Here is a 19,864-nt window from a genome sequence, read left to right as displayed (position 1 = left end):
CGGCGCGGACAAAAGCAATAATTCAGGAACACGGTATGCGACGTTGGGGCATTCGCAAGAAAGTTTTAGTGGTGACGCTGGTTCCCACCCTGCTGACCACCCTGATGCTGGGGCTGTTCTTCACCTACAGCTGGGTCAACAATATCGAAAGTCTGCTGAAGGACCGGGGCGAGTCACTCTCCCGTCAGCTCGCGGCCGGTTCCGAGTACGGCCTTTTCACTGCCAACCGAAGTCTCCTCAGCAGCCTCTCCAATGCCCTCCTGGAAGAGCAGGACGTGCGTTCCATCACCTTCTTTGGCAGTGACGGCTCCCGCCTGCTCCACACCGGGCCCGGAAGCTCGGAGACCGTGCAGTCCGACGAACTCACCGCCGAGCACGCCACCCGGATATCCCGAAAAAACAGCACCCGGTTTATCACCCCCGTGTTTCTGCAGGATCTGATGATCGAGAGCATGCTCGACCCGGATGCCCGCCAGTCCATGTCGAATCTGCGGGAGCCTCTGGGCTGGGTGGTTGTGGAAATGTCCCATATCCGCACCGAAAAAGAGACGTACAAGGCCCTGCTTATTTCCCTGCTGCTCATTCTCGGGGGCGTCATTCTCAGCATGGCCATTGCCCTGCGACTGAGCCGTGCGTTCACCAACCCGGTATTCGAACTGAACGAGGCCGTTGCCAAACTCAAGGAAGGCAAGCTGGATACCCGGGTCTACACCGGCGCCGGGCCGGAGTTCGAACAGCTGGAATCCGGCCTCAATGCCATGGCCGAAGAGCTGAGCAAGGCCCAGGCGGAAATGCAGCAGAACATCGACCAGGCCACCGAAGATCTGCGGGAAACCCTGGAAACCATCGAAATCCAGAACATCGAGCTGGATTTCGCCCGGAAGGAAGCGCTGGAAGCGAGCCGGATAAAGTCAGAGTTCCTGGCCAACATGTCACACGAGATCCGCACCCCGCTGAACGGCATCATCGGCTTCACCGAGCTGCTCCTGAAGAGCCCCCTGCCACGGCAGCAGCGGGACCATCTGAGCACCATCAGGAAATCCTCGGAGATCCTGCTTACCATCATCAACGACATCCTGGACTTCTCCAAGATTGAGGCCGGCAAGCTGATCCTGGACCGGGTGCCCTTCCAGTTGCGGGATATTGTTGAGGAAGTCATGGTCATGCTGGCGCCGGCCGCCCATGCCAAGAACCTGGATCTGGTGCCACTGGTCTACAACGATGTGCCGGACAACATCATGGGTGACCCCTTGCGGGTCAAACAGGTGATCACCAACCTGGTCAACAACGCCATCAAGTTTACCCAGACCGGCGAGGTAGTCCTGCGGGCGAGCCTGGAAGAGGAAGAGACCGATTCCAACCGGGTTACCCTGCGCCTGAGCATCACGGATTCCGGCGTGGGTCTCTCCCGGGCCCAACAGCAATCCCTGTTCAACGCCTTCAGCCAGGCCGATGCCTCCACCGCCCGTCAATATGGTGGCACCGGCCTTGGGCTGGCCATCTCGAAGCGTCTGGTGGAAGAAATGGGGGGCAAGATCGGGCTCGAAAGCGAGCTGGGTAAAGGCTCCACCTTCTGGTTTACCCTAACCTCGGAGCTTGCCACCAGTGGTGAAGCCATTGCCCCAAGGGATGCCCTGCGAGGGGAAAGGGTCATTTACCTGGAGCAACAGAAAACCACCGGGCTGGCCGTGGAACACCTGTTAAGGGACTGGGGCATGGTGGTCGACCGGGTAGCGTCACCGGGCGCCCTGCAGGAACACATTGAAGAGGCCCAGAAAAGCCAGGCGGGCTATGCCGTAGCGATTCTGGGCATCACCCGACACCTTCTCAATTCCAGCCAGTACTGCGGGCTTGTCCGTACCCTGGAGATTGAACGGGATTGCCGGACACTGTTGCTGACCCCCACCCTGGAAACTCACGACACGCCACTATCGGGGCTTGCCAGCGGCCACCTCACCAAACCGGTGTGCCGCGATTCCCTCTACGACGAGCTTCTGCTGCTGGTGCACGGCATCAATTCCAGCGGGCGGGTGCCCGAATACGAGATTTCCGCCAACCGAGTGACCACCGCCAATGTTCCCCGGGTACTGGCAGTGGATGACAACGACGCCAACCTGAAGCTGGTAATGACCCTGCTGGAAGACTGCCAACTGGACGCCGAGGGCGCTTCCAGCGGATTTGAAGCCCTGAGCAAGGCCAGACAGAAACCCTTCGACCTGGTCTTCATGGATCTGCAGATGCCCGGCATGGACGGTGTGGAAACCACGGCCAGGCTGAGGGAGATGGATACCGGCAATCACCGGACCCCGATCATTGCCCTGACCGCCCATGCCCTGTCGGACGAGCAGGAACGGCTGACCAAGCAGGGTTTCGATGGCTACATGCCCAAACCCATCAGCAGTGGCCAGCTCAACGACATCATTCATGAGTACACCGGCTACGTGTGCCCGAAGAGCGGCAGCGACGGTCGGCTTCCCGTGCCGGAAGTTCGCGACACCCGTCGGGCCCTGCGGCCATCAACGCGCAAAATGCAGCAGGACTGCGTCAGCGTCGAGGAAAGCATTCAGCTGGCCGCCGGCAAAGCTGACCTGGCGGAAGAACTGTTCAGCATGCTGCTGGAACAGGTCCACGTGGATCGGGAGCGGATCCCGGAACTCTGGACCAACGACAATATGGAAGAGCTGCTGGAGTGCGTTCACAAACTCCATGGCGCCACCCGCTACTGCGGCGTACCGGAACTGAGGGCCGCAGCTAACCATCTGGAAACGGCGATCAAATGCTCTGCCCCGGATCTGGAGCACCAGAAAGACCAGCTGCTCTCGGCCATGGAGCGCCTGCAGATCTGGAGCGACCAGACCGACTGGCAACAGCTGTTCCGCGAACGCCACGAGGCCGCCGAAACGACCTGACGCTACCTCGAATCAGGCCCGGCTGCGGGCCTGATCAATAATGGCCTTCATATCCCGGACCGCTTCTTTCAGACCGGTGAAAACCGCACGGGCGATAATGGCATGGCCAATATTCAGTTCGTTGATGCCATGGATCGCCGCTACCCGCTCGGTGTTGTGATAATGCAGGCCGTGGCCGGCATTGACGATAAGCCCTTTCTTGCGGGCATAGGCCACCGCATCGGCAATGGTTTTGAACGCGGCATTTTCAGCCTCTGGCGTTTCGGCCTCGGCATACTCTCCGGTGTGAAGTTCGACTACCGGCGCGCCGCAACGCACTGCGGCATCAATCTGGGCCGGGTCCGGATCAATAAACAATGACACTTCGGCGCCAATTCGGGCGAGGCGCTCACAGGCCTTGGCCACCCGGGATTCCTGACCTTCCACATCCAGACCGCCCTCGGTGGTCAATTCCTCACGCTTCTCCGGCACCAGGCAGACACATTCCGGCCGAACCTGCTCGGCAAACGCCAGCATGGCATCGGTAACCGCCATCTCCAGGTTCATCTTGGTCTGAAGCACTTCCTTGAGTAACAGCACGTCCCGATCCTGGATATGACGACGGTCTTCCCGCGGATGGATCGTGATGCCGTCTGCCCCGGCTTCCTCGGCCATCAGTGCTGCCTGAACCGGATCCGGATACCGGGTCCCCCTCGCCTGACGGAGGGTGGCAACGTGATCAATATTGACGCCAAGCAGTACTCTAGGATTCATGGGATTCTCCCCGAAGGTGAGTGAAAAGGCTGCGACTGTTAAGGGGGCGCCCCTGCAGAAGATAATCGATCAGCACCCGCATGACCCGCTTCGCCAGCCGCCGACAGCGGTCCGATTGCAGATCATCCCGGGCCAGATCCAGTAATACTTCCCCGGGCAGATGCCGCAGCCGCACACCGGCCGACAGCCCGGAAACAATGCCCTGCTCCGGATCATAACAATACTCCCGGTCAGGCTCGACGGATTGCCCTGTATCGGTGGCAAGATCCCAGGCAAAGTCGTAACCCAGGGCGGCAGCAAAAGCGAGTTCGAACCGCCGCAGCACCGGCTCCACGTCTGTGGTGTCGGACAGCTGCCCGATGGCATCTATGTAGGCTGCAAAGAGGGTCGGATGGGGATCGGCGGCGGGCAGAACCCGCTGCAACAGTTCATTCAGGTAGAGGCCACTATAGAGCGACACTGTCCGGGTGATTGTCGGGCCGGTTCGCACATCGACCTGGGTCAGGGTTTTCAGGTCGCCCCGACCGGCCCAGTCCACCACAAGCGGCTGGAAGGGCTGTAGCTGGGCTTTCAGAGGACTTTTGGCACTGTTGGCGCCCCGGGCAATGACGGTCATCCGGCCATGGTTCAGGGCAAAGAGATCCACCATCAGGCTGGTTTCCCGCCAGGGCCGGCGGTGAAGGACATAAGCGGGCTCCTGCAGCTCAGGCCCCTTCATAGCCGCCTCAGAGGTCGTTCATGCCCAGGCTCTTCAGGGCCCGGTCGCTGTCTGCCCAACCGCGCTTCACCTTGACCCAGAGCCGCAGCATGATCTTGCTGTCGAACATGCGTTCCATATCCGTGCGCGCCTCCTGACCGATCCGGCGCATCCGCTCGCCCTTTTCGCCGATGATGATCTTCTTCTGGCCTTCACGCTCGACCAGGATCAGGGCGGAAATATGCAGGGTCTTGCCCTCCCGCTTGAACTCCTCGATCTCCACCGCCACGGAATAAGGCAATTCGGCCCCCAACTGGCGGGTGATTTTTTCCCGGACAATCTCCGACGCCAGGAAACGCTCACTGCGATCGGTGATCTGGTCGTCCGGGTAGAAGTGGATACTCTCCGGCAGGAACCGGCCCACCGCCTCTTCCAGAGGTTCAAGATTGGTCTCTTTCAGCGCCGAAAGTGGAATAATCTCGGCAAAATCACGCTTTTTCGAGAGCATGTCCAGGTGCGGCAGCAGGCTTTCCCGCTTTTCAATCTTGTCGACCTTGTTCACCGCCAGGATCACAGGGCATTTCAGCCGGCTGAGTTTCTCCAGCACCATCTCATCCGCGGTCGTCCAGGCCAGCTGGTCCACCACGAACACCACCACATCGACATCAATGAGCGCCGACGTGGCCGCCTTGTTCATGTAACGGTTAATGGCCCGGGGCTCATCCTCATGCATGCCCGGTGTGTCCACGTAGATCGCCTGCACCGGCCCCACGGTCTTGATGCCAAGCACCTGATGACGGGTGGTCTGCGGCTTGCGGGAAGTGATGCTCAGCTTCTGCCCGAGGATATGGTTCAGCAGTGTGGACTTGCCCACATTCGGACGGCCAACGATGGCCACAAAACCGCAGCGACTGTCCGGGTTTTCCGGACGGGTGATATCGTTCATTACTGGTTCTCCACGCCCAGTTCTTTCAGGGCGTTACGGGCTGCCTGCTGCTCGGCCACCCGGCGGCTGCTGCCGGTCCCGGTGGTCTTTCGGTCCAGCGATGGCAGCGCACAGGATACATGGAATGTCTGGTTGTGAGCTTCGCCGTCCACGGAAATCACGTCATAGCGCGGCAGTGGAAACTGGCGGGACTGAAGGTATTCCTGCAAACGGGTCTTGGGGTCTTTCTGGGTATCCTGGAGATCAAGCTTCTCCAGGCGGTGCTCAAACCAGCGCAAGACCTGCTCCCGGCAGGTGTGAAAATCGCTGTCCAGGTAGATCGCACCAATGATGGACTCCACCGCGTCAGCCAGGATGGATTCCCGACGGAACCCGCCGCTTTTCAGTTCTCCCGAGCCCAGTCGAAGGTATGTGCCGAGCTGAAACTCGCGACCAATCTCAGCCAGCGTCACGCCCTTTACCATCCGGGCCCGCAGACGACTCAGCTGACCTTCACGGGCTTTTTCGAAGTGCAGAAACAGATACTCGGCAATAACCATGTTCACAATGGAATCGCCGAGGAATTCGAGGCGCTCGTTATTCTGGTTCCCGTAGCTCCGGTGGGTAAGTGCCAGCAAAAGCCGCTCCGGCGATTTGAACTGATAGCCGATGCGCCGCTGTAACTGATCCAGATCCGGTTGTGAACTCACTTGCCCTTCATCTCATATTTGTGCTTGAAGTGAACCACCGTATCCACGTTACTGAACAGGTTGTTACGCACTTCGTAATCAACATTGATGACGACCAGATCGCCGTCTTTATCGACAGAAATATTCTTGGCATCGAAACCCCGGACATTGTTCACACTGAGCCGTTTGTTAATCAGTGTGCGGACCTGGGCCGGCCCCATCTGAGAGAGCCCTTCTGTGCCATCAAGGCTTTCCAGCGCCTCCTGAATGGTGATGTCATCCAGGTAGGCAGGGCCCAGTTTGATCACCAGCGTCAGCAGGCCACCAAAGAACAGCACCATAACCATCATGGTCAATGCCGAGGCACCCCGCTGACGGCCCATGCCGGAAAGATTGTTTTTCTTCATTATGACTGCGCTCCAGATAGTCCGAGTTACTCGATTCCGCCTACACGATCAAAGGATGGCAGACTGGTAAGGGATTTCCAGTGCATCCAGATAGCAAAGGCCTTGCCCACCACCAGCTCATCCGGGACCGTGCCCCAGTAGCGGCTGTCATTACTGTTGTCGCGATTGTCACCCATGACAAAATAATGGCCTTCGGGCACCAGCCACTCGCCCTCACCACTGCCACCGGGCCGACCCATAGTCAGGAAAATGTCGTGCTCTACTTCACCGAGATCCTCGCGGCGCAGTTCCATCGGCGGTAGCCGCGCGATAAACCGGGTTTCCACCCGATCGCCATTGATGAACAGCTGCTTGTCACGGTAGCGGATATGGTCGCCGGGCAAACCGATCACCCGTTTGATGTAGTTGGTCTGGCCGTCCTCCGGGTAGCGGAAAACCATCACATCGCCGCGCTGGGGATCGCCGACCGGAATCACTTTGGTGCCGGCAACCGGCAGCCTGAACCCGTAGGCGTATTTGTTCACCAGAATGAAATCGCCGACTTCCAGGGTGGGCAACATGGATCCCGACGGAATCTGGAACGGTTCAACCAGGAAGGACCGGAGGACCAGAACAATCGCCAGCACCGGAAAGAACGATCGGCTAAGGTCAACCAGGTAGGGCTCTTTTGGCTCCTCCGATTCCGCCGGGGAGCCTTCATCCACTGCGTCTCCGGTGCCGCTGGCACGGTAGGCAGCCAGACGACGCTCACGAAGAAACAGCTTGTCCGCCAGCCAGATCAGACCCGTTGCAAAGGTCAGTACCACCAGTACCAGGGGAAAATCGATATCCATCCAGGAGGCCTTTTATTTATCCACTTTCAGTACGGCAAGAAACGCTTCCTGAGGCACCTCGACATTACCCAGCTGCTTCATACGCTTTTTACCTTCTTTCTGCTTCTGCAGCAGTTTCTTCTTCCGGCTGACGTCACCACCGTAGCACTTGGCGGTTACGTTCTTGCGTAGCGCCTTCACGGTGACCCGCGACACAACCTGATTACCAATGGCGGCCTGAATCGCGATATCAAACATCTGCCGAGGAATCAGCTCTTTCATCTTTTCGATCAACTGGCGCCCTTTGTGGTGAGCCTGCTCCTTGTGCACGATCAGCGCCAGGGCATCGACACGCTCGCCGTTGATCAGCACGTCCAGGCGGACCAGGTTGGCGGTCTGGAACCGGGTAAAGTGGTAGTCCAGGGACGCAAAGCCGCGGCTGGCTGACTTGATACGATCGAAGAAATCCATCACCACCTCGGCCATCGGCAGCTCATAGGTGAGCTGGACCTGGGTCGTCATGAAGTGCATGTTCTTCTGGACGCCGCGCTTTTCCTCACACAGGGCTATCACATTTCCGATATGCTCCTGAGGCACCAGAATGTTCGCTTCTACGATCGGCTCACGCATTTCCTCAATGGAACCAATATCCGGAAGCCGGGACGGATTGTCTACCGACAGGGTCTCACCCTGTTTGGTAACCACCTCATAGATCACCGTTGGCGCCGTGGTGATCAGGTCGATGTCGTATTCACGCTCCAGCCGCTCCTGGATGATTTCCATGTGCAGCATGCCCAGGAAACCACAGCGGAAACCGAAGCCAAGGGCATCGGAATTCTCCGGCTCGAAAAACAGCGAGGCATCGTTGAGGGTCAGTTTTTCCAGGGCATCCCGGAAATCGTTGTAGTCGTCGGCGCTGACCGGGAACAACCCGGCGTAGACCTGGGGTTTGACTTTCTTGAACCCGGGCAGCATTGGCGTCTGCTCGGCGAACTTCTGGTGAACAATGGTATCACCTACCGGCGCCCCGTGAATGTCCTTGATTCCGGCCACCACGAAGCCGACATCGCCGGACTCCAGCAGGTCGGTGTCTTTCGGTTTGGGATTAAAAATACCAACCTTGTCGGCATTCCAGGCCTTCCCGGTAGACTTGATGACGATCTTGTCGCCCTTTTTCAGGGTGCCCTCGGTCACCCTCACGAGCGACACGACGCCCAGATAATTGTCGAACCAGGAATCGATGATCAGAGCCTGCAGGGGCGCGCTTCGGTCGCCCTTGGGTGGCGGGATCTTCTTGATCAGATCTTCCAGAACATCTTCCACGCCCAGACCACTCTTGGCGCTACAGCGAACCGCATCAGACGCTTCAATGCCAATGATATCCTCGATTTCTGCCGCTACACGCTCCGGTTCGGCCTGCGGGAGATCCATCTTGTTCAAAACCGGCACAACTTCGAGACCCTGCTCAATGGCGGTGTAGCAGTTAGCCACTGACTGGGCTTCAACACCCTGCCCGGCGTCCACCACCAGCAGGGCCCCCTCGCAGGCATAGAGCGAGCGGGAAACCTCGTAGGAAAAGTCCACGTGGCCCGGGGTATCGATAAAGTTCAGTTTGTATTCCTGCCCGTCACGGGCGGTGTAATTCAGCGTGACACTCTGGGCCTTGATGGTAATCCCTCGCTCACGCTCGAGATCCATGGAGTCCAGGACCTGCTCGGCCATTTCACGGTCCGTCAGGCCGCCGCAAACCTGGATAAAACGGTCTGCCAGCGTGGATTTACCATGGTCAATGTGGGCGATGATGGAAAAGTTACGGATTCGGCTCAGTTCAGTCACAGACGATGAATACTCAGTTAAGACGAAGGATTGAGCCCGGAAGGGCCGCTACCGGGATCCGGGAACGGCGTGATTTTACCGGTTACCGGCCGCCATTGCCATGATCAGGAAATCAGCGGCCGTTCGTATTGCCGGATAAGGAAACCGATGAGCGCATCCTCGTCCAGCGGATAGCTGAACAGGTTGCCCTGACACTGGGCGCAGCCGTGAGTTTTCAGGAAGCTCAGTTGCTGTGGGGTTTCCACACCCTCCGCGACCACCGTGAGGTGGAGCTTGCGGGCCAGGGCAATCACTGCGGAGGCCACATCCGTGGCACTGACATTGTAGGGAATGTCGCGAATGAACCGGTGGTCGATCTTGATAACATCCAGCGGCAGCTGCTGCAAAGCAACCAGTGAACAGGAGCCGGTGCCGAAATCGTCCAGGATCAGGCAGACCCCGAGATCATGAAGTGACACCAGCAACTCCCTGAGCATTCGCGGATCTTCATTGAGCAGCTCCGCCGGCATCTCCAGCTCCAGCCGCTCCGGCGAGACACCCGTCTCGGTGATGACCTGTCGGATCATGTCCAGGAAGCCCGAATCGGTCAGTTGTCGAACAGACAGATTCACCGCCATTTTCAGGGATTCAAAGCCGGCCCGTTCCAGGGCCTGAACCTGAATACAGGCCTGTCTCAAAGCCCATTCACCCAGGCGAACAATCAGGCCGGTTTCCTCGGCAAGACCGATGAACTGCTGTGCCGACACCAGCCCCTTCTCCGGATGATGCCAGCGCAGGAATGCCTCAACCCCAATCACCCGCTCACTGGCCAGATCAATCTTCGGCTGGTAATGCAGAACGAAGCGATCGCCATCCAGCGCCGTGGCCAACTCCTCCTGTTGCAGAAGCCGCCTTGCCGCCTTGATGTTCATGGCCGGGGTGAAGAACTGGAACGTATTCCGACCCAGCTCCTTGGCACGATACATCGCCAGATCAGCGTACTTCATCAGGGTTCCGGCGTCCTCACTGTCGTGGGGAATCATGGTGATGCCGATACTGACCGTGATGCCGACTTCGTGATCGTTCAGCCGGATTCGCTGGCAAAGACTGCGCAGAATGGTCTCTGCGACCTTGCCGGCAGCATCGGAGTCACTGATCCGGGACAGCAATACCACAAACTCATCGCCGCCGAGCCTGGCAACCGAGTCCTCCTCACGGACACAACCCACCAGCCACTGCGCCACCTGGCACAGCAGTTCATCGCCGGAATCGTGCCCCAGGGTGTCGTTGATACGTTTGAAGCCGTCGAGATCCAGGAACATGAGGGCAGCCGGCTCACCGCTCCGGCGACTGCGGCTGACCACGTGATTCAAACGGTCCCGGAACAGTTGCCGGTTCGCCAGGCCGGTAAGCGGATCATAGAATGCCAGCCTGTGCAGCTCGGACTGGGCGGCCTTGAGCTGGGTCAGATCCCGCAGGCTAAGCACAACGCCATTGACGCCTGGCACCGACAACATGGCCGTAAAGGTGCCCTCCATATCCCGCCACTGCCCCTTGGCATCACGGATACGGACCCGGATGACCGGCATCTGTTTGCCCGGCGACTGAACGGAATCGTCAAAGCCTCGCTGCAGCTGGGGCCAGTCGTCACCATGAACGAGCTCCTCAAAGTTCAGGGCCTGAACCTGATCCGGCTCGAAGCCAAGGATATCCAGGCTGGACGGGCTCGCGTACAGGGGTTGCCCGGCACGGTCCATCACCAGGGTGACATTGGCTGCGCCTTCGGTAATCGCCCGATAGCGGCCGGCACTGATCTGCGCCATCAGCCGTGAACGGATCAAGGCAAGCACGAAGAGGAACAACAGGGCACTGATCACCAGGCCACTGCCGAGGACGATCGGAGGCCGCGGATCTGAGGCCAGGAAATCAAAGGCGGGCGTGGAGCGCGTCTGCAACAGCCAGTCTCGACCACCATGGCTGATGGTCTGACTCATCTGGAAACTGAATTCGTTGTCCAGGGACCCCAGATTGGAGCCATACATGAGGTTCTGCCGTTCCACGACTCCGGCATCGTAGATCCGGACATCAAGAAACGGCGAGATCAGGCCAACGATGCCGTCGATAAGATTGTTCATCCGGAAGGCACTGAACACATAGCCCGCCAACATCATGCGACGCTCAGCCCGGATCTCGGGCACTTCTCCACCCTGGTAGACGGGGTAATACATCAGAAAACTGGCCTGGTCTTCGCCGAGCTCTTCCTGAACCAGCACCACCTTGGCAGTCACCGTGGGGATCGCATCATCCCGGGCCTGCTCCATGGCCTGGCGATGAATGGGATCACTGAAGGCATCGTAGCCGAGGGCCCGTCGGTTCCGTTCCGTGCCAGGCTCCAGGTAGACCATGGGGTAGTAGTAGGGACCGCTACCCAGCGGGTTCACCAGGTAATTATGCACCCCTTCCGCGCGGACAGAGGCAATATGGTCGGCCATCTGGCGTACACCGATACGGCGAACATAGCCAATACCCTGAATGCCCGGGTAGTAGCGGTTGATATCAACCTTGTCCACGTATTCGCGCCATTGATCACGGGAAACGTCTCCGGCCACCGCAAACAGACCGGCACTGCCGGCCAGCACCTGCTCGTAATTCAGCAAGCGCTCTTCGATGGCGGATTTAAGCTGGAGCGATTGGGTGCGAAAACGGGCTTCCGTGCGGTCTTCCACCAGCCGGATGGACACCTGCCAAAGCAATAGGGTGACGGCAACGGCTACCGCGAAGACCAGCCAGGCGACCCAGGCATTGCGGAATTCCAGTAGCTTACGGAGAGAGAGTTCCTGTCTGTTCATCATGGGGCTGGTCCGTTCCATGGCCGCTCATTTTTATTGATCCGCCGAGTATAACAAAAGCCCCCGCAAGTGTCGTTTCCAACACCTGCGGGGGCTCCATGTCAGGTAATCCGGATCAGCAGAAGGGTATCAGGGCTTCATCACCAGATACAGCGCCCGGCCCTGGCGCACCACCCGGACCGATACCGCCTTGCCCTCGGGCAGCGACTGAACAGCCTCGCGGAATTCCTGCACCGATGTCACCTTCTGGCGATTCATTTCCGTGATCACATCGCCCGCACGGATGCCCGCTTCGGAAGCCGCACCCCGCGCAACATTATTGACCACAACGCCGCCTTCAATACCCATGGAGTCGGCCATGTCCGTAGGCAGCGGTTCGACCATCATGCCCAGGGGCGCAGAGCCGGGACCATCACTGTCACTGGCCGGTGCGGAAGCCTGCTGGCTTCCCTCCTCCGGAAGGCGACCGATTTCAACCTGAAGCTCGATTTCCTCGCCACCGCGAAGCACTCTCAGCTCGGCAGTTTCACCAACCGGCGTGCGGCCAACCATGGGCGGCAAGTCGGAGGAAAGCTGCACCTCGTCGCCGTCATAGCTGAGGACGATATCCCCTGCCTGCAGGCCGGCTGCCTGCGCCGGCGAACCGGACATCACTTCGGCAATCAGTGCACCGCGGGGCCGCTTGAGGCCAAAGGATTCGGCCAGATCACGGTTCACTTCCTGAATCAGCACCCCGAGCCAGCCACGGGAGACAGAGCCGTTGTCGCGCAACTGACGGAAGACGTTCATCGCATCGTCAATCGGAATGGCAAAGGAGACCCCCATGAAACCGCCAGAGCGGGTGTAGATCTGGGAGTTGATACCGACCACTTCGCCCTCCAGGTTAAACAGAGGGCCACCGGAGTTGCCCGGGTTGATCGCTACGTCTGTCTGAATGAAGGGCACGTAGTTTTCCGATGGCAGTGAGCGACCCAGGGCGCTGACGATTCCGGCCGTTACCGTGTAATCGAATCCAAACGGCGAGCCAATCGCAAACACCCACTCACCGACTTTCAGATCCCGGGACCGACCTACCTGAACGACAGGCAGATCATCGCCGTTTTCAATTTTCAGCACGGCCATATCGGAACGAGGGTCTGTTCCAACCAGCGTCGCGGGCAGCTCGCGCCGGTCATTCAGCCGCACGATGATCTCATCAGCTCCCTCGACCACGTGATTATTGGTCAAGACATAACCGTCCGAGGAGACAATGAACCCGGAGCCCATGGAGCGGCGTGGCTGGGAGTTGCCAGGCCCACCTCCAAACGGAGACTGGGGGCCGCGGAAGAAATCCTGGAAAAACTCGGGAAGCTGTTCGAGCTGACGCTCATCAAACGGCATCCCGGGAGCGCCGGAATTGCGGCGCGTAGGCTCGGTGGTTGTACTGATGTTCACCACCGCACCGGCGTTATCTTCAACCAGCTCGGTAAAATCAGGCAGGCTTCGGGCTGAACTCGCCTGACTCCAGCCCGCCAACACCATGGCAGACAGCAAAATCAGCAAAGCGGCCGGCATCCTTCCGGGTATGAAATTACGTGACGACTGGGCAACTGCTGTTGCACTCGACATGTTGTACCCCCTGTTGTGCTTACACCTAGGCGTAGTTTTGGGTTCGGCCCACCGATTTTCAACTTACAAAACCGTAGGGTTTACAGACAGTTTTCAGAGGCTATCCGGCTTACCCGGACCAGGCGGGGCTCATACTCCTTGCCGCCCGCGTCTTGCAGTTTGCGTCCTGCGAAAAAACCCAGAGCCAGGCCAGCGACAGCGGCCAGCATCGCAGCGCCGTCGCTACCACCGGACATCTGGTGCCCGAGGATACTTGCGACAACCATCAGGATCAGTGGGATGGCATAGACCAGAATGGAAGCACCCAGCAACGCCTGCTCATCAATTCCGATGGTTACTTCATCTCCCACCCTGGCATTGACCGAGTTGGTCACCAGAATCTGGTTGGCGCGCCCGCCCGAGGCAGCCGCCAGGACTTTCTGACCACAACCATTGCGGGCAGCACAACTCTGACAGGCGCTGGTTCGGATCGTCTGGACCCAGACCTTGTCGCCCTTGAGCGCGACCACTTTTCCAGTTTCAGTAATCACGGCTCACCCGCACCCAGGGCCACCGAGTCTTCAATACGCACCGATTCGGCAACCTGGCGCGCAGTCTGCGGAGGCAGCTCACCCACGACGGTAACCAGAAAAGCGCTATCCCCTTCCGTCACCTGATGCATATAAACGGTGGTGGCGCCAATCAGGGAGGCGCCCGTCGGCATGGTAACCGGGCCAGCCGGCTCAACGAAGACCGAAAAAGCGGCCAGGCCATCGGAGAAGGCAACGGCCTGGCCCTTGCCGGAGCGGGGCGCCGCCGCAGGGACAAACCCTTCCGGGCGCCAGCCAAGCTGCCACCCATCCATACGCTGGACCACCGATGCCGTAACAGCGGGCTCATCCAGCGTTCTGGAAATTTCCCGGCCCTCGGTGCGGATCTCGAATTCGCTATCGGGAATGTCCTCGCCGATGTGCAGGCTGGTGAACTGAAACTGCTCGAGCACTTCCCCCTCGGCATTACGAACGTGACTCTTGACCAGAAGACCGGTGGATTTCTCCAGCCAAAGCCGATGACTGTAGCGGTAGGAATCCTTGGCGCTTAGCGCCACTGAAACCACGTCATACCCTGCAACCCGGTCCTCACCTTTCATTTCCGCCCGATACCAGTGGCTGACCGGCATCAGCTGACTGGTGAACGCTTCGGCGAACGGGCCTGAAGGAATCACCTGGTCAAGCTTGACGCGGCCTGTCTCAGGGAGCACGCAGACCACATTCATGCCTTTGCGAACAATTTCTCCACTGCCGCCGTCCTGCAGAACCAGCCGCTCCTCTACAACGCCATCATTGTAACGATGGGCAATCTGCATTGAGTGTACGCTCTCGCCCCGGGCGTATACGAACACACCGCGGTAGGACGTCATGTTCAGGGCCGGACCCAGCCTTTCAAGCCAGGCGGATGCCTCGTCTTCGTCCGCGGCAGCCGGCAGCGACCCAGCAAGCGCGAGCAAAAAACCCACGAGCATGGACAACGCACGGCTTGGGACAACATTAATTAAGACTCGAGGCATGATTAAACTCTCGCTCCGGGGTTCAGTAGCCGGCACCATTGGCACTGACCAGACGGGCATAGCCGACGGCGCCCCGCCCGGCGCCAACACTGTTGTGCTGTGCGTGTTCCAGCAGGTAGCGACTCATATACTCCCACTGTTCCTCATCAAGACCCTGCAGGGCAATTTCCCTGACCGGCTGGTCCTGCACAGGCGTTTCTGGTGCAGCTGCGGTCACCGGCTGAACCGGCCCGGTCGCGGATGAATCCCAACCGGCACCCGCACCGAACCCGACCAGCAGCGCCATGGCAACCATGGCGGCAGCCGGCCAGTGCCAGCGGCCGGACCTGGTGGCCTGTACGGCAGCTTCAGGCCTGACCGCGGTGGTGCCCCGCCCGTCAAGCCGTTCACGGACGCCCACACTGACGTCCATACCGTGGGCCGGCGAGTGGCCGTCATGCATAAGGTCGCGAACATCCTGCCAACGCTGCCACTGCGCCCGAACCTCGTCCTGGCGATCGTGGGAAAGCAGGCGACGTACCGAAAGTTCGTCAGCTTCGTCGTCCATCATGGCGGACAGTGTTTCTCTGAGACGATCATCCATGGGATGCAACCTCAATTACGTCACCGAGTGATTGAGTAAAGGCCCGAGATGCCGATCAACCGCATCCCGGGCCCTGAATATTCTTGAACGGACAGTACCGATCGGGCACTCGAGGATACCCGCGATATCCTCATAGCTCAGCCCATCGTATTCCCTGAGCAGAAAGGCAGAGCGCAACTCCTCAGGAAGCTGGGCGATCGCCTTGTTCAATTCTTTCTGGAGCTGTTCCCGTTGCAGGAGCCGTTCAGGCGAAGCGGTGTCACGCAGCCGTGAACCGTCATCGAAATTCTCCGCTTCCGCCGAGTCGGCACTGCCCTGCGGCCGCCGGCCGCGGGATTCCAGGTAATTCTTCGCGGTATTGACGGCAATCCGGTACAGCCATGTATAGAAGGCGCTGTCCCCGCGGAAGCGCTCGATCGCCCTGAACGCCTTTACGAAGGTCTCCTGGGTCAGATCCATGACTTCCTGACTGTCGTAGACGTACCGACTGATAATTGATGCGACTCTGGATTGGTACTTGACCACCAGAAGATCGAAGGCGGCGCGATCACCATTACGGACCTTGCGCACCAGCTGCAGATCCGTCTGGCTGTCCGGGTGATCGCCCTGTTGTTTCTCTGTATCAGGAGTCATGGACTGGTTGCCGGGGTTCCCTGATTTGATGGCCAGCTGTCCGGCCTGTACCAAGTTTCGCTGCGTCATTGATGCTATCCGGCGTCCGTTCATGAAACGGGCTAGACCACCGGTCAGGCGGCTCACCCTGTCAGGCCAAATAGACAGCAAGCGTAAAGTTTAGTTCAATACACGTCCACATTATGGCCTGCGATAACGACCCGATGCCACAGTCCTTCGAATACGATGTTCTCATTATCGGCAGTGGTGCTGCCGGCCTCACCGTCGCGCTCAATCTGCCGGAGCACCTGAAGGTCTGCGTGGTGAGCAAGGCCCAGATCAGCAGCGGCGCCACGCTCTGGGCACAAGGCGGTATCGCCGCAGTTCTGGATGATCAGGATTCCACCGAAAACCACATCTCCGACACCCTCAATGCTGGCGCAGGCCTGTGCCACGAGGATGCCGTGCGCTTTACCGTGGAACATGGCAAGGAAAGCATCAACTGGCTGATCGATTCCGGTGTCGATTTTACGCGGGATCAGGACGCCCACTACCACCTGACCCGTGAGGGCGGCCACAGTCATCGGCGCATCATTCATGCAGCCGATGCCACGGGGCATGCGGTCTCAACCACCCTCACCTCCCAGGCAGAGGCACGACCTAACATAGAACTCATGTCTGGTAGGGTGGCTGTGGATCTGATCACCAATCGCAAACTGTCCCTGCCGGGAAACCGATGCGTCGGTGCCTACATCCTGAACCTTGAAGACAACCATGTAGAGCTGTTCCGGGCACGATTCACAGTGATTGCCACCGGCGGCGCCTCCAAGGCCTACCGCTACACAACCAATCCGGACGGCGCTTCCGGAGACGGGATTGCGATGGCCTGGCGGGCCGGCTGCAGGGTGGCAAACATGGAGTTCAACCAGTTTCACCCTACATGCCTTTATCACCCCCACGCCAAATCCTTCCTGATCACGGAAGCCGTGAGGGGCGAGGGCGGCCTGCTGAAACTGCCGGATGGTTCCCGGTTTATGGATCGCTTTGACGAGCGTGGCGAGTTGGCGCCCCGTGATATCGTTGCCCGGGCCATTGACCACGAAATGAAACGACTGGGTGCTGATCATCTCTACCTGGACATCAGCCACAAACCCGCCGACTTTATAAAGCACCACTTCCCCACCATCTACGAGAAGTGTCTGGGCTTCGGTATCGATATTACCCGGGAGCCCATTCCCGTGGTTCCAGCCGCTCACTACACCTGTGGCGGAATCATGAGCGATGAACGTGCCCGAACCGATGTTAACCAGCTCTACGTGGTCGGCGAGGCTGCCTTCACCGGGCTCCATGGGGCCAACCGAATGGCCAGCAACTCCCTGCTGGAATGCCTGGTTTATGGCCGTGCGGCTGCGGCGGATATTGCCCGCCGGGAAGCCGACATTCCACCACCGCCAGAGGCACCAGACTGGGATGAAAGCCAGGTGCGGGACTCTGACGAAGACGTGGTAATCTCCCACAACTGGGACGAGCTTCGCCATTTCATGTGGGACTACGTCGGCATTGTGCGAACCACCAAGCGGCTGCAGCGGGCCAAGCACCGGGTGGATCTTTTGTCTGCGGAAATCGGCGAGTTCTACAGCAACTACCGTGTCACCAATGACCTGCTGGAACTTCGTAACCTGGTCACCGTGTCTGATCTCATCATATGTTCGGCACTGCAGCGCAGGGAAAGCCGAGGGCTGCACTACACTCTCGATTATCCGGGACTGATCAATGAGGTGCGTGATACCGTGCTGGTTCCCACCACCTACCGTACACTCGCGCCCTGAACGAACACCGTTTTTACACAGGATTCAATGGTAAACACTATGTCAGAGACACCTGCATCGTCTGAAAAAGCAGAATTCAACCGCCTCTGGTGGCATAGCCGTAGAGGCATGCTGGAGCTGGACAACCTTTTGATTCCCTTCATGGAAGAGGCCTTCCGCGATCTGGACGCTGAAGACCAGGCCCGCTACAAGAAACTGCTCACCTGCGAAGATAACGACATGTTTGAGTGGTTCATGCAACGCAGCCGCCCGGCCGATCCCGATCTTCAACGCATGGTCGACATCATTCTCAAACGTGTCCAGCCGGATTGAACTAACGCTCACGCCCTCGCTGCTGGTTGGCCTGCTTGCGGTGCTGCCATGGGTTTTGCTGCTGGCTTTCCTGTTGATGGCGCTACTGGCAGACAAATTCTGGCTTCTCGTTGCAATCCCCATTGCACTGTGGGGCGCCGCCCTGCAGTATCGGTCAAACGGGTTACTTATGGGCTGTGGTTCCGTGAGTGGTCTCCTGATCGAACACGATAAAATGTATGCCAGAATCGGAGACAAGCAGAGGGTAGAGGTTATTCCACTTGCCTCCAGCCGGATCTGGTCAGGCCTGGCACTCTTGAAACTTCGGCCTGCCGGCACCAGATTCCGGTCATACACTTCACTCCTGCTGGCACCAGTACCCGGAAGCCCGGGCAATGTTCCGGCGGAGGATTTCCGTCGTCTCAGGGTCTGGCTCAGACTGGGCCGCCCCCGGCGATCATCTCACTGATTCAATAACCTGGAGTACGCCATGACCGACACAGACGCTTCTGTATCTGCCGTTGCAGAGTATCCCCTGCCGGACAACGGTTGGGCGGATCTCGACAACCGCGTGGTTGTATGCGTCAGCGGCCCGGGCACCGACAAGTTTCTTCAGGGCCAGTTCAGCCAGAACCTCGATGAGGTAATCCCGGAGTATTCGCCGCGCGCGGCCGCAGCAACGCCCAAGGGTCGCGCCTACTGCCTCACACGTATGGTCCGTTCAGGCGACGATATCCTGATGGACTTTCCCGCCGAACTCGCTGACGACATCATCAGCCACTTGCGCAAATATCTGATGCTGTTTCGTGGAACCACTATGGAGGTGGTTCAGGAAACGAAGATTATAGGGATTCTGGGCGACGGCCTGGCAGAAACGCTCGCCGGAAAGCCACTGGATTCTCTGAAAGAGCTCGGGGACGCCTGCACACTCCCTGACGGCATCCTCGTGAAGACGCAATCGACAGCCGAGGGCACGCCCCGCTTCGAGTTCTGGCACACTGAAGAGGGCGAAGCAGCACTTCCCGCCAGCGCCCGTATGTCGGCGGCCGACTGGCAGGCCTCCGAAATCGCAGCGGGCGTCGCCTCCCTGACTACCGCCACACAAGAGTCCTTCGTGCCTCAGATGCTGAACTGGCAGCATGTGGGCGGCGTGCATTTCAAGAAAGGCTGCTACACGGGTCAGGAAGTGATTGCCCGCATGCACTTCCTTGGGCAATTGAAAAAGAGCCTTTTCCGCTTCCGTATTGAACAGTCAGAAGACTTGCCAACCCCCGGAACCGCATTATTTGCTGGCGAGCGGTCAGTCGGAGAAGTGGTCAATGCGATCAAATACCGCGACGGCAGCGTTGAATTACTTGCGGTGGTTCGCCACGATGCCGCTGAAAACGCCTTGCATCCGGAGGGCCTGTCACAGGTGACGCTGGAGCCAATGCCACTGCCCTACCCGGTGCCCGAAAGGGAAAAAAGCGCACAATCAGATACATAAGTTGACAGGCAAACGCGCCAGAATTTGCTATTTTGCTATGCAGCAGCTCACAT

Annotated in this window: 18 protein-coding genes; 5 read left to right on the top strand and 13 right to left on the bottom strand. The window is 58.9% G+C overall.

The window, feature by feature from the left end; translation table 11 throughout:
• Positions 1-35: 35 nt before the first annotated feature.
• On the top strand, positions 36-2,909 hold the full coding sequence (locus MDHKLMBL_RS04100) for an ATP-binding protein (protein ID WP_104270178.1): 2,874 nt from the start codon (positions 36-38) through the stop codon (positions 2,907-2,909).
• 12 nt (positions 2,910-2,921) lie between these two features.
• Here MDHKLMBL_RS04100 and pdxJ read toward each other — a convergent pair whose 3' ends face one another.
• The 13 genes from pdxJ to rpoE all read right to left on the bottom strand — a co-directional run bounded on the left by pdxJ (position 2,922) and on the right by rpoE (position 16,226).
• Entirely contained in the window at positions 2,922-3,662 is a 741-nt protein-coding gene (pdxJ, locus tag MDHKLMBL_RS04095) for a pyridoxine 5'-phosphate synthase (RefSeq protein ID WP_053114632.1), read from the bottom strand.
• Positions 3,652-4,380 carry a DNA repair protein RecO gene (gene recO / locus MDHKLMBL_RS04090; protein ID WP_008176179.1) on the bottom strand — a complete coding sequence of 243 codons (729 nt, stop codon included), beginning with the start codon at positions 4,378-4,380 and terminating at the stop codon, positions 3,652-3,654. Before recO ends, pdxJ begins: the two co-directional genes overlap by 11 nt.
• Before the next feature lie 7 nt (positions 4,381-4,387).
• Positions 4,388-5,305, bottom strand: coding sequence for a GTPase Era (gene era / locus MDHKLMBL_RS04085; protein WP_104270177.1), 918 nt, complete (start codon positions 5,303-5,305; stop codon positions 4,388-4,390).
• Positions 5,305-5,994: a ribonuclease III gene (rnc, locus tag MDHKLMBL_RS04080; RefSeq protein ID WP_008176185.1), complete on the bottom strand. Its 690-nt coding sequence runs from the start codon at positions 5,992-5,994 to the stop codon at positions 5,305-5,307. Before rnc ends, era begins: the two co-directional genes overlap by 1 nt.
• A complete protein-coding gene (locus MDHKLMBL_RS04075) occupies positions 5,991-6,380 on the bottom strand; it encodes a DUF4845 domain-containing protein (RefSeq protein ID WP_008176189.1) in 390 nt (129 codons plus the stop codon). The genes rnc and MDHKLMBL_RS04075 overlap by 4 nt, the downstream gene beginning before the upstream one ends.
• A 26-nt stretch (positions 6,381-6,406) precedes the next feature.
• Positions 6,407-7,213 carry a signal peptidase I gene (gene lepB, locus MDHKLMBL_RS04070; RefSeq protein WP_104270176.1) on the bottom strand — a complete coding sequence of 269 codons (807 nt, stop codon included), beginning with the start codon at positions 7,211-7,213 and terminating at the stop codon, positions 6,407-6,409.
• 12 nt (positions 7,214-7,225) lie between these two features.
• On the bottom strand, positions 7,226-9,028 hold the full coding sequence (gene lepA, locus MDHKLMBL_RS04065; RefSeq protein WP_014576285.1) for a translation elongation factor 4: 1,803 nt from the start codon (positions 9,026-9,028) through the stop codon (positions 7,226-7,228).
• A gap of 104 nt (positions 9,029-9,132) precedes the next feature.
• Positions 9,133-11,859: a bifunctional diguanylate cyclase/phosphodiesterase gene (locus MDHKLMBL_RS04060; protein ID WP_062785720.1), complete on the bottom strand. Its 2,727-nt coding sequence runs from the start codon at positions 11,857-11,859 to the stop codon at positions 9,133-9,135.
• A 126-nt stretch (positions 11,860-11,985) separates the two neighbouring features.
• Positions 11,986-13,410 (bottom strand): DegQ family serine endoprotease, encoded by a 1,425-nt coding sequence (locus MDHKLMBL_RS04055; protein ID WP_014576283.1) that lies wholly within the window; start codon positions 13,408-13,410, stop codon positions 11,986-11,988.
• Between the two features lie 134 nt (positions 13,411-13,544).
• A complete protein-coding gene (locus tag MDHKLMBL_RS04050; protein ID WP_092030279.1) occupies positions 13,545-13,994 on the bottom strand; it encodes a SoxR reducing system RseC family protein in 450 nt (149 codons plus the stop codon).
• Positions 13,991-14,965, bottom strand: a complete 975-nt coding sequence (locus tag MDHKLMBL_RS04045; protein WP_104270175.1) for a MucB/RseB C-terminal domain-containing protein — start codon at positions 14,963-14,965, stop codon at positions 13,991-13,993. Before MDHKLMBL_RS04045 ends, MDHKLMBL_RS04050 begins: the two co-directional genes overlap by 4 nt.
• 67 nt (positions 14,966-15,032) lie before the next feature.
• On the bottom strand, positions 15,033-15,593 hold the full coding sequence (locus tag MDHKLMBL_RS04040; RefSeq protein ID WP_008176205.1) for a sigma-E factor negative regulatory protein: 561 nt from the start codon (positions 15,591-15,593) through the stop codon (positions 15,033-15,035).
• Between the two features lie 15 nt (positions 15,594-15,608).
• Positions 15,609-16,226, bottom strand: a complete 618-nt coding sequence (gene rpoE / locus MDHKLMBL_RS04035) for an RNA polymerase sigma factor RpoE (RefSeq protein WP_104270355.1) — start codon at positions 16,224-16,226, stop codon at positions 15,609-15,611.
• A 203-nt stretch (positions 16,227-16,429) separates the two neighbouring features.
• Here rpoE and nadB point away from each other — a divergent pair, with 203 nt between their 5' ends.
• Genes nadB through ygfZ form a run of 4 tightly spaced genes read left to right on the top strand, consistent with a single transcriptional unit; the run spans position 16,430 to position 19,811 of the window.
• Positions 16,430-18,034 (top strand): L-aspartate oxidase, encoded by a 1,605-nt coding sequence (gene nadB, locus MDHKLMBL_RS04030; RefSeq protein ID WP_199185484.1) that lies wholly within the window; start codon positions 16,430-16,432, stop codon positions 18,032-18,034.
• 39 nt (positions 18,035-18,073) lie between these two features.
• Complete coding sequence (locus MDHKLMBL_RS04025; protein WP_014576278.1) at positions 18,074-18,346, top strand: FAD assembly factor SdhE; 273 nt, start codon at positions 18,074-18,076, stop codon at positions 18,344-18,346.
• Positions 18,330-18,794 carry a hypothetical protein gene (locus tag MDHKLMBL_RS04020; RefSeq protein WP_008176215.1) on the top strand — a complete coding sequence of 155 codons (465 nt, stop codon included), beginning with the start codon at positions 18,330-18,332 and terminating at the stop codon, positions 18,792-18,794. The genes MDHKLMBL_RS04025 and MDHKLMBL_RS04020 overlap by 17 nt, the downstream gene beginning before the upstream one ends.
• A gap of 21 nt (positions 18,795-18,815) precedes the next feature.
• Complete coding sequence (gene ygfZ / locus MDHKLMBL_RS04015; RefSeq protein ID WP_104270173.1) at positions 18,816-19,811, top strand: CAF17-like 4Fe-4S cluster assembly/insertion protein YgfZ; 996 nt, start codon at positions 18,816-18,818, stop codon at positions 19,809-19,811.
• The last annotated feature ends 53 nt before the right edge of the window (positions 19,812-19,864 follow it).

The organism is Marinobacter flavimaris (assembly GCF_002933295.1).
GTDB lineage: Bacteria > Pseudomonadota > Gammaproteobacteria > Pseudomonadales > Oleiphilaceae > Marinobacter > Marinobacter flavimaris.
The sequence above is the reverse complement of the archived record's forward strand: the minus strand, read 5'-3'. Positions and strand labels throughout refer to the sequence as shown.